Here is a 12,158-nt window from a genome sequence, read left to right on the forward strand (position 1 = left end):
GCTATTTCCTTATCCCTGACGGTAGTTCGGGGCTTCGCGGGTGATTGCCACATCATGAACATGGCTTTCCTTCAGACCGGCGTTGGTGATCCGCACAAAGGTCGCCCGCTCCTGCAGGGCCTTGATGGTTTCACTGCCGGTATAGCCCATGGCTGCCTTCAGGCCGCCAACAAGCTGATGGATAACCGCATTGGCGGAACCGCGATGAGGGACACGCCCCTCGATCCCTTCCGGAACCAGTTTCAGGTTGTCGGATACTTCTTCCTGGAAGTAACGGTCGGCAGACCCCCGTGCCATGGCGCCAAGAGACCCCATGCCGCGATAGGACTTGAAGGACCGTCCCTGGAACAGGAAGACCTCTCCCGGGCTTTCATCCGTACCCGCCAGAAGCGAGCCGATCATGGCGCAGGATGCACCGCCGGCAATGGCCTTTGCAAGGTCACCGGATGTCTTGATCCCGCCGTCGGCGATCACCGGAATGTTGTGTTTGCTGGCAACCTCTGCCGCATCCATGATGGCCGTCAGCTGCGGGGTTCCCACACCGGCCACAATCCGGGTTGTGCAGATGGAACCGGGGCCGATACCGACCTTGACGGCATCCACACCGGCATCAATCAGAGCCTCGGCGCCGGTGGCAGTGGCGATATTACCGCCGATCACCTGAATGGAGCTGCTGAGCCCCTTCACGCGGGAGACAGCTTCCAGCACGCGGGAGGAATGACCATGCGCCGTATCGACAATGATCACATCCACATCGGCCGCAATCAGTTCCTGCGCCCGTTCCAGACCGTCATCGCCAATACCGACAGCGGCGGCAACCCGCAGGCGGCCCTGCTTGTCCTTGCTGGCGTTCGGGTAGAGGGTGGACCGCTCGATATCCTTGACGGTGATCAGGCCGATGCAGCGGTAACTGTCATCCACCACCAGCAGTTTTTCAATGCGGTGCTGGTGCAGAAGGCGCTTTGCATCGTCCTGCGTGGCGCCTTCCTTGACGGTCACAAGACCATCGCGTGTCATCAGCTCATAGACAGCCTGACTGGAATCGGTTGCAAAACGGACGTCCCGGTTGGTCAAGATACCGACCAGCTTACCGGATTTGTTTTCCGTCACCGGGATACCGGAAATCTTGTGGATTTGCATCAGGTGCAAGGCTTCGGACAGGGGTGCTTGCGGGGAAATGGTCACCGGGTTGACGACCATGCCGGCTTCAAATTTCTTAACGCGGCGGACTTCATTGGCCTGTTCCTCAATGGACAGGTTCTTGTGGATCACGCCGATACCACCGGCCTGGGCAAGCGCAATAGCCATCGGGGCTTCGGTTACGGTATCCATGGCACTGGAGACAAGCGGAATTCCCAGCTCGATCTCGTTTGTCAGGCGCGTTGTTGTATTAACTTGGGCGGGAAGAATATCTGAGGCTGCGGGCTGCAGCAGAACATCATCGAATGTATAGGCTTCACGAATTTTCATTTAGGCAACTCCTTCGGAATTGCAGGCAGATCATACAGGCAAGTTTTGAAATGCAAAGTGTAAAAATGAGGCCGTCCATTTTTTTTGGCACGGCCCCCTCATGACGCCTCTTGCAGCCCGGCTTGACGCAAGTTTCAGGCTGTTCAGACGCCAAATGCGCAAGATAATTCCGGGCGGTGCGTTTCCTAGCCCCGGAACCCCGTGGCAACCACATAGGCTTCGCGTGAATCCGGGCGACTTGCCTCCGGCTTGGCGTGACGGACAACGGCAAAATTCCGCTTGAGCTGGTCGAGAAGATGATTCTCCGTACCGCCCTTCAGAACCTTGGCCACGAACACCCCGCCGGGTGCCAGCACATCCTCCGCAAAGGCAAGGGCCAGTTCCACCATATAGACAATCCGCAGGTGGTCGGTCTGGCGATGCCCCGTTGTGGGCGCGGCCATGTCGGAAATCACCGCGTTCACCGGTCCGCCAAGGGCTGCCTTCACACGCTTGTCCGCATCCTCGGACGTGAAATCAAGCTGCATCACCTCGGCGCCCGGCATGGGTTCCATTTCCAGAATATCCACGGCCAGAACCTTGCCCTTGCCCTTCTGGGCACCGACACGCTCCACCGCGATCTGGGTCCAACCGCCCGGGGCGGCCCCAAGGTCAACCACAGAATCACCCGGTTTGAGAAGGTTATAGCGATCATCAAGCTGCAACAGCTTGAACGCCGCACGGGACCGGAAGCCCCGCGCCCGCGCTTCGGCCACGTAAGGATCGTTCAGCTGACGTTCCAGCCACAGCTTGGACGAATATTTCCGTCCCCGGGCTGTCTTCACCTTGGTATGCAGCAAGCGGCCGGTTGTGGAGCTGCTCTCGCTCTTCCCGCCCTTGCCTTTTTTCTTTCCGCCCGATGCAGTCATGGGGTTCTAAACTCTACTTTCCTTGATCGTCTGTTCTTGTGCAGGGACAGGAGCCGCCTTATTTTCCCGGTCGGCGTCGTTCATCAATCCGAACAACAGGCCTTCCCGAACGCCCCGGTCCGCCACACGCAATTTTCGCACCGGCCATGTGTTGTGCATGGCCTGAACAATGGCGCACCCGGATACGACCAGATCGGCCCGTTCCTGCCCGATGCAGGGTTCCGCGACCCGGGCCTTGTAATCGCTGCTGGCAAGACGCTCGCAAATCTCGATCATCTTGGCCGTGTTCAGCCACGCCCCGTCCACCTGACGGCGGTTATACCGTTTCAGGCCGAAATGTACACCCGCCAGTGTTGTTACCGTACCGGATGTGCCCAGCATCTGCACCCGTCCGCCCCGAATGATCTGGGCGATGTTGTGCTCCTGCTCGAACCCGGTGATATGCTCCATGACATCTGTGATCATGCCCTGATAGGCCTGATCGGTGACTGTCACGCCGCCATGCCGCTCCGACAGGGTGACAACCCCATAGGGAATGGACCGCCAGCCAAGAACCTTGTTGCCATGCCGTCCGTTCAACCGCAGCCAGATCAATTCGGTGCTGCCCCCGCCAATATCAAAAACAAGGGCATAGTGATTCCGGTAATCCAGAAGAGGCGAACATCCGTCCACGGCCAATCCGGCCTCTTCCTCGGTGGTGATGATATCCAGCTTGATGCCGACCTCATCTTCCACCCGGGCGAGGAACGCCTCGCTGTTATTTGCTTTGCGGCATACCTCGGTTGCGACGCATCGCATCCGGGTCACCCCTCTGAATTTCATTTTCTCGGCACAGACGGCAAGCGCCTCCACCGTTCTGTCCATGGCATCCTCAGACAGTTCCCCTGTCTGGCTGACACCCTCTCCTAATCGAACGATCCGTGAAAAACTATCGATAACGCGAAAGCTCTTGGCTTCCGGTTTGGCCACAAGCAGCCGGCAATTGTTCGTTCCAAGATCCAGTGCCCCATAGACATGGGACCATCGTCCTGCTTTCTTGCCGCCGCGCCGTCGTTTTCCTCGATATCTCCTCTTTCCGTCTCGTCCCCTTCGTTGACCATCCGTCACTGTCACTCAGGTCGTCCCTCCAGGACCAAAATTTGCGGGCAAACTGCCCCTTTGAGCCCAAGATTAGCAGGTTAAGGTTCTTCTTTCACAAAAAAAATAATGCAGAAACTGATTTATAGAGCATTGACAACATTTCCGGGACTTGTTACATGACGCGCCACGACACGAAAGGAACTTCCTTTCAAACCTTGCTGGGGAATCGTCTAACGGTAGGACAGCGGACTCTGACTCCGTCAATCCAGGTTCGAATCCTGGTTCCCCAGCCACTCTTCTCCCCCAAAATCTCGACACATAAAACAGCCCAAACACTGCAGATAGGCTCAGATTTTCTGCGCCCATTTCGAACATCAACATTCCTTACAAGGCTTGATGAGTGGTGATGGCGTGGGTCAGGATGCTGTGGTCCTGTTCGCTGAAGGCGACAAGGGTTATTTCCCGAACGGAGAGATCCCCGGCCCGACCACATTCGAGCAGGGTTTGAACGGCGATGGCGGCGGCGCTTTTGGCCGGAAAACCAAAGACGCCCGTGCTGATAGCCGGAAAGGAAAGGGTTTCAAGGCCGGTCTCGTGAGCGAGACGAAGGCTGTTCATGTAGCGTTGAGCCAGGAGATCGGCCTCCCCCCGCTGTCCGCCGTGCCAGACAGGACCCACCCTGTGAATCACATGCCGCGCCGGCAGATTGAACCCCGGCGTCAGGCGCGCCTGCCCTGTGGGGCATCCGCCCAGTGTCCGGCAAAATTCGAGAAGGTCTGACCCCGCGGCCCGGTGAATGGCACCATCCACCCCGCCCCCGCCCAGAAGGCTTTCATTGGCAGCATTGACGATGGCATCCACCGCAAGTGTGGTGATATCGCCCCGCCAGCATTGCAGCGTAAAGGGAATCAGCGTTTTGCGGACCTTTGTTCAAGAGTAGCGATATAATCGGTGATATCGCCCAACTCCCGCGCCAACATGCGAAGATCAGCGGCCTTGGCGGCCAGCGGTGCGTCATTCTTTTCGGCAACGGTTTCTGTCAGCATGGCAAGGGCCGCTGCGTTGGCCATGTTGGCCCGATCGGCAACGGTTTTCCTGTCCAGTCCCGCAGGTCTGGAAATATCGGCCTTCAGACCGTTCACAATTTCTTCGAGTTCGAGCTGGTGCATCATTCACCTTTTATGAGTGCGAACTATACCAGAAAGCCGCCATATACGCAAAACATGTATTTTCCAAGGATACGGCGGCAACCTAAACAAAAGTTTAACGATACCGTCTTCCCCCGCTCTTTTCCCATATGGATAACTGGCCGCATCTTTTTTTTCCGTTCGGGCAACCGCTTGTTAACCATTTTAGTAAAATTATACAGTCCAACCGGAGCGGGATATTACGATCAACCTATTTCGTTCCTACGTTGCAGAGGGGGAATTCATGACGAACACAACAACGAACACGGCAACGCCCAACCGGCGAAGCCACAAGCGGATTCTGGTATCCAGCCCGACAACCATTCAGGCAGAGAGCGGCCACCATCCGGGAAAAATTCTAAACATTTCTGCAGGCGGCGCCGGTATCGAGCTGGATGTTGAACTGGCGGACCAAACCCGCATCACCGTCAATATTGACGATATGGGCTTTATTCCGGCACGGGTCGTGCGGCAGATGAAGGACGGTGTCGGCGTCCGGTTTGAAATCTCGGCGGACAAGGAAGAACGCTTTATCCAGCAGATCACCCGCATTGTGGAGAAAAAGCGTCAGGAACAGGCGGCACCGGCGTCGGCCTGACAGGCCCGCGCCTTCCCCACTCTGTCGGCCGGATTGGGTTGGGCAGGATTGGGACGGGCAGGACAGACGCAACAACGCCTGCCCCGATCCACACACGCCCCCTAGCCGCCCTGACGGCCTGCAAACAGAAGCTGGCGGGCATCACGATAAAACTCTTCGGCCTGCGTCCATTCCGCCTTCAACTCGGCCAGTGACTTGGCGTTGTCCTCAGGTCGCAATCCACCCTCCCGGAAGTCGGACAACTCCTCAACACCCGACGTCGCCGCAAGAGACAAACCCTTGGCCATATAGGCGGCACTGCGATCACTGACCCATTTCTGCAGGGCATCCACCTGAACCTGCGTTATCTTCATCCCCAATGTCTCCACTTACCAACTTTTTGACAGGATCCGCCCATTTTACAGGGACCGGGGAAAGAAACTGTTAACTTTGATCTTCTATAAATCAGTAAAGGTTAATGTTCAATTTCCACACCAAGCCGACCCAAGGGCACGACCGGAGCCTTGAAACAGCATGACGTCCATGACGCCGCAAGACATACTCAGAATGCTGGAACTTCATATCCAGTGGTTGCGGGACCCCAGTCAGGGGCGGCAGGCCAATTTCCGCCAGCAGGATTTCTCCGGTGCCAATTTTGAAGGGGCAAAGCTGCAAAAATCCATCCTGTCCGGCAGCAAGCTGTCCCGTGCCATTTTCCGAAACGCCAACCTGATTGCGGCGGACCTGTTTGCCGTGGACCTGACCAAGGCAGACCTGACCAACGCCCTTCTGATCCGCGCCGACCTTCGGGGGGCCGAACTGAAAGGTGCCCGCATGCGGGGGGCCAACCTGCAGGAAGCGGATTTCCGTGGCGGCTCCATGATCCTGAGCGGCGGCAAGACAATCACCTTCGGATCGTCCGACCTTCGGGACAGCGAAATGGAGAATGTCATTGCGGAAAAGGCAAACCTGGCAGGGGCCAACCTGTCCGGTGCCCTGCTCGCCAATGCCAATCTGGCCCATTCCCAGCTGAACGGCGCCAATCTCAGCAATTCGGAAATGCTGAATGCGGGCCTTGTGGGCGCCAACATGGCCGGGTGTGACCTGACCAATTCAAACCTGACCGGTGCCGATCTTTCCAATGCGGATTTAAGCGGTGCCATTGTGGATGGATGCAGCTTCCAAAACGCCAACCTGACGGGCGCCATTCTGGCCGGTACGGACCTTAGCAAGGCCAGAAACATCACCGCGCCGTCCAACAGCCCTGCACCCTCCCCCTCCCTGCCTCCGGACCTTCAGGCCCTGCTTGAAAAGCATTTTCACTGGGTAGAGACAAACGGGGCCAAGGGGGAGCGCGCCAACCTGTCCGGCATGGACCTTGCGGGCATGAATCTCAGCCATTCAGCCCTCAGCGGGGCCAACATGCGCGGTTGCGACATGCGGGGCTGTAATCTGGAAGGGTCTCAACTGGTGATGACGGACCTGTCCCACTGCCAGCTACAGGGCGTCAACATGAAGAATGCCGTGATGGAAGGGGTCAATCTGTCCCATTCCAACCTTGCCAACGGGAATCTGGATAACGCCGTCCTGACCGCCGTCGATCTCAAGGACCATGAAGGCCACCCCCTCGGCAAGAAATGGCCTGCCAATCTGTCGGCTGCGACCTTTCGGGGAACCTCGCTTGAAAACGCCCTGCTGACCGAGGCCAACCTGATTGACGCCGACTTTGTCGGGGCCAATCTGCGGGGCGCAGACCTTAGCGGCGCGGATACCGAAGATACCCGCTTTGCCCCCACATCAACGCCCCTGGAAAAAACAGGTGTCTAGAACGACCGGCGACTAGTGGATTTTCCGGTCATGTTCGCCCGCCTCGCACTGATAGACATGCACGAAATAGCCGGCCATGGGATTGCGCTCCAGATACTCGATCAGGTAATCCCGGCAGGCGGTGCTGGCGGTGCGGATAAAATACTGCCACAGCGGCTCCATCGGCGTGGTGCTGGTATCCCCGTGGGGAACACTGATTGACCCGCCCCACTCGATCTGGAAACCGCTCAGGTAGTTTTCCGCGTAATGACGAAAGACGGACGCCTCGTCAATTCTGACACCGGCCTTGTTCTCAAAACACAAACGCAAATCCATGGTCACCCTCTGGCATAGCATATGGACAGGCGGGACGGTTTCTCATCGCACCTGACGTGTCATATGGTGCGGGCACCCGTCCCTTTCAAACAGAGTGTGACAGGGGCGCATGACAAGCACAAGACCAAACCCGGATCAGATCAGGGAGGTGCCTGCAAGACTGTAAGCGTAACTGTAAATGGGGAAAAGCGGGGCCACCGTGGTGGCGGGGTACACATTGTGTCAAGCGATGCCGGCAGAGGTGGCATCCCCTAGGGGAGTCGAACCCCTGTTTCCAGAATGAAAATCTGGCGTCCTAACCACTAGACGAAGGGGACACACTGTGTTTCTGGAGGCAGGATTTAAAGCTCTTCACGCCCGAAGGCAAGCAAAAAATCTTATTATCTCCATATTTCCTCCCAGCCTGTTGAGCAGAAAAATGGCGCCAGACCGGCGCTTCATTTTCTTCCAGAGACTGGAAACAACGACATGCTGCATCAGAAGAGATGCCAACAACGATGGCATCCCCTAGGGGAGTCGAACCCCTGTTTCCAGAATGAAAATCTGGCGTCCTAACCACTAGACGAAGGGGACACATCATGTCGTTGGAGGGAGGATTTAAAGGTGTTCGGGAGACAAAGCAAGCAAAAAATTCCAGACCCGCAAAATTTTTATTCTTGCCCCGGAATTTAGCCATTTCCCCCCGGCGGCCTACCCGTCAGGTTCGCCGATACGCATCCTCGATCATCAACTGGGGCGTGGTCTGTCCGCGCCAGGTATTCTTCTTCAGATGCCCGGCAATATGAAAGCTGGCCCCCTGATGGTTCAGCAGGCTGTCCCCCAGCGGCGTTTCAAGGCTGCGGAAGCAAATCCCCGCAAGGCGCCCCCGCCCCCCGGCCCCGGTCAGGATGCAGCGCACATGATTTTCCCCGACAATACTGGCCGTGGCAATCCGCACATTGGACAGGACGAATCTGGGCTCCGGGTTGCCCGCCCCATAGGGCCCGGCCTGTTCAAGCTGGGTAACCAGCTCCACCGTCGCCCCTTCAAGCCCGAGGGCGCCGTCAATACCAAGGCTGGCATTCTGAAGGGCCGTGTCCACGGATTTCGACAATCGCTCCATCAGGAAATCGGTCAGGTCCGCCACCTTGTCCCGCGCCACGGTCAACCCGGCGGCCATGGCGTGACCACCACCAGCCAACAACAATTCCTTGTGCCGGGCGGCGCCGATCGCCGCACCAAGGTCCACACCGGGCATTGACCGGCCCGATCCCTTCCCTTCGGCGCCATCCAGACCGATGACAATGGTCGGCCGCTGATACGCGTCCTTCAGGCGGCTGGCGACAATACCGATCACACCCGGATGCCATCCCTCCCCGGCGACAACCAGAACCGGGTCCTTGTCCCGTCCGGTTTTCTCCACCAGGTCCATGGCCTCTTCGGTAACGGCAACCTCGATATCCTTGCGTTCCTGATTATACTCGTTCAGGTACCGGGCCAGTTCCTGACATTCCGACGGGTTGTTGCTGGATAGCAGACGGGCCCCAAAGTCGGCCTTGCCAACCCGCCCCCCCGCATTGACCCGCGGCCCCAGCAGAAAGCCCAGATGATAGGTGCCCGGTGTCTCGTCCAGCCCAGCCACATCCGAAAGGGCCACCAGTCCGGGATTGGCCCGCCGGGCCATCACCTTCAAGCCTTGTGTCACAAAGGCCCGGTTCAGGCCATGAAGCGGCACAATATCGCAAACCGTCCCCAACGCCACCAGATCAAGCAGCGCCATCAGGTTCGGTTCCTTGCGGTCCGCGTACCACCCCAATTTCCGAAGATCCCGATTGACCGCCACCAGCAGCAGGAAGGCGACCCCCACCGCCGCTAGATAGGTATATTCCTGACTTTCGTCATGGCGCTTGGGATTGACCACCGCCACGGCCTTTGGCAGGCGGGTTTCCGCCTGATGGTGATCGACGATTATGACATCCAGACCGGTATCCGCCGCCTGATCCAACACGTCAAAGGCAACAATCCCGCAGTCCACGGTGATGATCAGATCAACCCCCTGACCCTTTAACCGGTTAAATGCATTTATATTGGGACCATAGCCTTCTTCCATGCGGTCGGGGATATAGACCACAAGGGGAACACCGATCATGTCGAAGAAACGCTTCAGAACCCCGGACGAGGTTGCCCCGTCAACGTCATAGTCGCCAAACACGGCAATGGTCTGGCCGCTCTGGATGGCCTCGACAATGCGGGCAGCGGCAACGTCCATATCCTTGAAGGAGGAAGGGTCGGGCATCAAATCCCGAAGGGTGGGCGACAAATAGCGTTCCGCCCCATCAATATCCACATTGCGGCCGGCCAGAACACGCCCGACAATTTCAGGCACCCCCAGCCGCTGCGCAATGGTCAGTCCAAGGCGCTCATTGGTGGAGCGCAATCGCCATTTCCGGTTTTTGAGTGAGCACTCCACACCCAAAAAAGCCGGTGTTTCCTGCTCACTCATATCAAACCTTATCTGACTTTGTGGTCACCACGGATATACCGCACGGTGCCTGTGTGGGACCGCATGACGATGGTTTCCGTATAGACACGTCCGCCCTTCTGGTGAACGCCTTTCAGCATGTTGCCGTCGGTTACGCCGGTTGCGGCAAAGATGACGTTGCCAGCTGCCAGTTCTTCAAGGTTGTAGATCTTGTGCAGATCCTCAATACCCCATTTCGCCGCGCGCGCCCGTTCGTCGTCATTGCGGAAAACCAGACGGCCCTGCATCTGGCCACCAATGCAGCGCAGTGCCGCAGCCGCCAAAACACCTTCCGGTGCGCCGCCTGTTCCCACATACATGTCGATACCGGATTCCGGATCGGCGGTTGCCATGACACCAGCCACGTCCCCATCGGAGATCAGCTTGATACGGCCACCGGCTTCGCGAATGCTGGCAATGATTTCAGCGTGACGCGGGCGATCCAGAACGCAAGCCATGGTTTCGTTGACAGCAACGCCCTTGGCTTCGGCAATGGCCTTGATGTTTTCACCAGCCGGACGGTCGATATTGACGATGCCTTCCGGCAGTCCGCCACCAACCGCGATTTTCTCCATATAGGTATCCGGTGCGTTCAGGAAGTTCCCGGATTCGGCAAAGGCGATCACGGCCAGTGCGTTCGGGCCGCCTTTCGCGGTCAGGGTTGTCCCTTCCAGCGGATCAAGGGCGATATCCAGTTTCGGACCTTTGCCGGTACCGACTTTCTCGCCGATATACAGCATGGGGGCTTCGTCGCGCTCCCCTTCACCGATCACGATGGTGCCATCGATATCCAGTTCATTGAGCGCCGTGCGCATGGCGTCAACGGCGGCCTGATCAGCGGCTTTCTCGTCGCCAAAGCCAACCAGGGTGCACGCAGCACGGGCCGCCGCTTCGGTGACGCGGACGATTTCCAGGGTAAGCTTTCTATCGAGTGGTGAATTTTCAGACATCTTCTTCTTCCAAAATCAAACGGACCGAAAGCGCTTCCCCGGTCCAATTCAGTTTAAAGTTTGGCAATCCGGATCATGCGGGGACGGGCCGCGCTGTGATCAAACGCCTCAATCTTTTCAAGGGCACGGGAAAGTGCCGCTTCTTTGACCTCGTGGGTAATCAATACAACAGATACGGCCTCTTCCGGGGAACGTCCCCGCTGCAACAGGCTTTCAATGGAGATTTCCTCATCCCTGAAAACAGCCGAAATATCTGCAATAACGCCAGGACGATCAAATACAGACAGACGGACATAATAACAACCCACATGTTCCTCGACAGGAATTTTTGGAATGTCCGTCATCTTGTCCACAGGAATGCCAAAGGTCGGGGAGACACGGCCTGCGGCAATATCCACCACATCCGCCATCACCGCCGACGCGGTCGGTCCCTCACCGGCACCGCGACCTTCATAGACCGTGCTGTCAACGAAGTCGCCTTCGGCAACCACGGCGTTGAACACGCCGGAAACGTTGGCAATGGCCGTATCTTTTCGCACCATGCACGGATGAACGCGCTGCTCGATCCCCTGCTCTGTCCGGCGGGCCACACCCAACAGGCGGATGCGATAGCCGAATTCCTGTGCAAAGGCGATATCCTGCGCGGAAACCTCGCGGATACCTTCGATATAGACGCTGTCAAAATCGACCGGTGTGCCAAAGGCCAGACTGGTCAGGATGGCCAGCTTGTGCGCGGCATCAACCCCATCCACGTCAAAGCTGGGGTCCGCCTCGGCATAGCCCAGATCCTGCGCATCCTTGAGAATGGCCGCAAAGTCACCGCCGGTTTCCTCCATTTCCGTCAGGATATAGTTACAGGTTCCGTTCAGGATCCCGTAAACCCGGCTGATGGCGTTGGCGGCAAGACCTTCGCGCATGGCCTTGACGATGGGGATGCCCCCGGCAACCGCCGCCTCATAAGCCAGCGGCACATTGTTTTTCTCGGCAAGGCGGGCCAGTTCGGTGCCGTGGACAGCCAGCAACGCCTTGTTGGCGGTCACAACCGGCTTTCCGGCTTCAAGGGCCGCGACACAAAGGTCCCGTGCCACACCCTCGCTGCCGCCGATCAGTTCCAGAACCATATCCACATTGGGGTCAGACGCCAGATCGACCGCATTGTCGTACCAGGTCATCCCGTCCAGAGACACCCCACGGTCCTTGGTGCGGCTCCGCCCGGAAACGGCAACAACCTCAAAGTTCCGGCCGGTTCGGTCAGACAGCAATTTTCCATGCTGTTCAATGATTTTCAGGACACCGACACCGACTGTTCCAAGACCCGCGACACCAATTCTCATGATTCTGCCA

12 protein-coding genes and 3 tRNA genes are annotated in these 12,158 nt (G+C 57.7%); 3 read left to right on the top strand and 12 right to left on the bottom strand.

Features of this window, described 5'->3' with window-relative positions; genetic code table 11:
- Positions 1–9: 9 nt before the first annotated feature.
- The 3 genes from guaB to FQB27_RS13960 form a co-directional block, all read right to left on the bottom strand.
- The gene (gene guaB / locus FQB27_RS13950; protein WP_169561671.1) at positions 10–1,470 is read right to left on the bottom strand and encodes an IMP dehydrogenase; all 1,461 of its coding nucleotides are present in this window, start codon (positions 1,468–1,470) and stop codon (positions 10–12) included.
- A gap of 185 nt (positions 1,471–1,655) precedes the next feature.
- Entirely contained in the window at positions 1,656–2,378 is a 723-nt protein-coding gene (locus FQB27_RS13955) for an RlmE family RNA methyltransferase (RefSeq protein ID WP_169561672.1), read from the bottom strand.
- Between the two features lie 6 nt (positions 2,379–2,384).
- On the bottom strand, positions 2,385–3,347 hold the full coding sequence (locus FQB27_RS13960; RefSeq protein ID WP_206374675.1) for a Ppx/GppA phosphatase family protein: 963 nt from the start codon (positions 3,345–3,347) through the stop codon (positions 2,385–2,387).
- A gap of 330 nt (positions 3,348–3,677) precedes the next feature.
- Here FQB27_RS13960 and FQB27_RS13965 point away from each other — a divergent pair.
- A tRNA-Gln gene (locus tag FQB27_RS13965) sits at positions 3,678–3,751 on the top strand.
- A gap of 91 nt (positions 3,752–3,842) precedes the next feature.
- On the opposite strand, the gene FQB27_RS13970 is transcribed toward FQB27_RS13965, so the two are convergent.
- Positions 3,843–4,367 carry an O-acetyl-ADP-ribose deacetylase gene (locus tag FQB27_RS13970; protein ID WP_169561849.1) on the bottom strand — a complete coding sequence of 175 codons (525 nt, stop codon included), beginning with the start codon at positions 4,365–4,367 and terminating at the stop codon, positions 3,843–3,845.
- Complete coding sequence (locus FQB27_RS13975; protein ID WP_169561673.1) at positions 4,367–4,630, bottom strand: hypothetical protein; 264 nt, start codon at positions 4,628–4,630, stop codon at positions 4,367–4,369. The genes FQB27_RS13970 and FQB27_RS13975 overlap by 1 nt, the downstream gene beginning before the upstream one ends.
- A gap of 259 nt (positions 4,631–4,889) precedes the next feature.
- Here FQB27_RS13975 and FQB27_RS13980 point away from each other — a divergent pair, with 259 nt between their 5' ends.
- On the top strand, positions 4,890–5,243 hold the full coding sequence (locus FQB27_RS13980; protein ID WP_169561674.1) for a PilZ domain-containing protein: 354 nt from the start codon (positions 4,890–4,892) through the stop codon (positions 5,241–5,243).
- Positions 5,244–5,344: 101 nt separating this feature from the next.
- On the opposite strand, the gene FQB27_RS13985 is transcribed toward FQB27_RS13980, so the two are convergent.
- Entirely contained in the window at positions 5,345–5,596 is a 252-nt protein-coding gene (locus FQB27_RS13985; protein ID WP_169561675.1) for a hypothetical protein, read from the bottom strand.
- Between the two features lie 160 nt (positions 5,597–5,756).
- On the opposite strand from FQB27_RS13985, the gene FQB27_RS13990 reads away from it, so the two are divergent.
- Complete coding sequence (locus FQB27_RS13990; protein WP_169561676.1) at positions 5,757–7,049, top strand: pentapeptide repeat-containing protein; 1,293 nt, start codon at positions 5,757–5,759, stop codon at positions 7,047–7,049.
- A 12-nt stretch (positions 7,050–7,061) separates the two neighbouring features.
- On the opposite strand, the gene FQB27_RS13995 is transcribed toward FQB27_RS13990, so the two are convergent.
- The 6 genes from FQB27_RS13995 to FQB27_RS14020 all read right to left on the bottom strand — a co-directional run bounded on the left by FQB27_RS13995 (position 7,062) and on the right by FQB27_RS14020 (position 12,148).
- A complete protein-coding gene (locus FQB27_RS13995; RefSeq protein WP_169561677.1) occupies positions 7,062–7,364 on the bottom strand; it encodes a hypothetical protein in 303 nt (100 codons plus the stop codon).
- Positions 7,365–7,606: 242 nt separating this feature from the next.
- Positions 7,607–7,681 (bottom strand) — tRNA-Glu (locus FQB27_RS14000).
- A 181-nt stretch (positions 7,682–7,862) separates the two neighbouring features.
- Positions 7,863–7,937, bottom strand: a tRNA-Glu gene (locus tag FQB27_RS14005).
- A gap of 124 nt (positions 7,938–8,061) precedes the next feature.
- Positions 8,062–9,846: a single-stranded-DNA-specific exonuclease RecJ gene (gene recJ, locus FQB27_RS14010; RefSeq protein WP_169561678.1), complete on the bottom strand. Its 1,785-nt coding sequence runs from the start codon at positions 9,844–9,846 to the stop codon at positions 8,062–8,064.
- 8 nt (positions 9,847–9,854) lie between these two features.
- The gene (glpX, locus tag FQB27_RS14015; RefSeq protein ID WP_169561679.1) at positions 9,855–10,814 is read right to left on the bottom strand and encodes a class II fructose-bisphosphatase; all 960 of its coding nucleotides are present in this window, start codon (positions 10,812–10,814) and stop codon (positions 9,855–9,857) included.
- A gap of 53 nt (positions 10,815–10,867) precedes the next feature.
- The gene (locus FQB27_RS14020) at positions 10,868–12,148 is read right to left on the bottom strand and encodes a homoserine dehydrogenase (protein WP_169561680.1); all 1,281 of its coding nucleotides are present in this window, start codon (positions 12,146–12,148) and stop codon (positions 10,868–10,870) included.
- Positions 12,149–12,158: the final 10 nt, after the last annotated feature.

The sequence above is a fragment of the Sneathiella chinensis genome, assembly GCF_012720115.1.
Classification (GTDB): Bacteria; Pseudomonadota; Alphaproteobacteria; order Sneathiellales; family Sneathiellaceae; genus Sneathiella; species Sneathiella chinensis.

What these genes read in the sequence shown, in the direction of transcription:
- glpX (WP_169561679.1), bottom strand. Translation starts at nt 10,814, where the DNA reads ATGTCTGAAAATTCACCACTCGATAGAAAGCTTACCCTGGAAATCGTC.
- FQB27_RS13990 (WP_169561676.1), top strand. Translation starts at nt 5,757, where the DNA reads ATGACGTCCATGACGCCGCAAGACATACTCAGAATGCTGGAACTTCAT.
- FQB27_RS13980 (WP_169561674.1), top strand. Translation starts at nt 4,890, where the DNA reads ATGACGAACACAACAACGAACACGGCAACGCCCAACCGGCGAAGCCAC.
- FQB27_RS13975 (WP_169561673.1), bottom strand. Translation starts at nt 4,630, where the DNA reads ATGATGCACCAGCTCGAACTCGAAGAAATTGTGAACGGTCTGAAGGCC.
- recJ (WP_169561678.1), bottom strand. Translation starts at nt 9,846, where the DNA reads ATGAGTGAGCAGGAAACACCGGCTTTTTTGGGTGTGGAGTGCTCACTC.
- FQB27_RS13985 (WP_169561675.1), bottom strand. Translation starts at nt 5,596, where the DNA reads ATGAAGATAACGCAGGTTCAGGTGGATGCCCTGCAGAAATGGGTCAGT.
- FQB27_RS14020 (WP_169561680.1), bottom strand. Translation starts at nt 12,148, where the DNA reads ATGAGAATTGGTGTCGCGGGTCTTGGAACAGTCGGTGTCGGTGTCCTG.
- guaB (WP_169561671.1), bottom strand. Translation starts at nt 1,470, where the DNA reads ATGAAAATTCGTGAAGCCTATACATTCGATGATGTTCTGCTGCAGCCC.
- FQB27_RS13995 (WP_169561677.1), bottom strand. Translation starts at nt 7,364, where the DNA reads ATGGATTTGCGTTTGTGTTTTGAGAACAAGGCCGGTGTCAGAATTGAC.
- FQB27_RS13955 (WP_169561672.1), bottom strand. Translation starts at nt 2,378, where the DNA reads ATGACTGCATCGGGCGGAAAGAAAAAAGGCAAGGGCGGGAAGAGCGAG.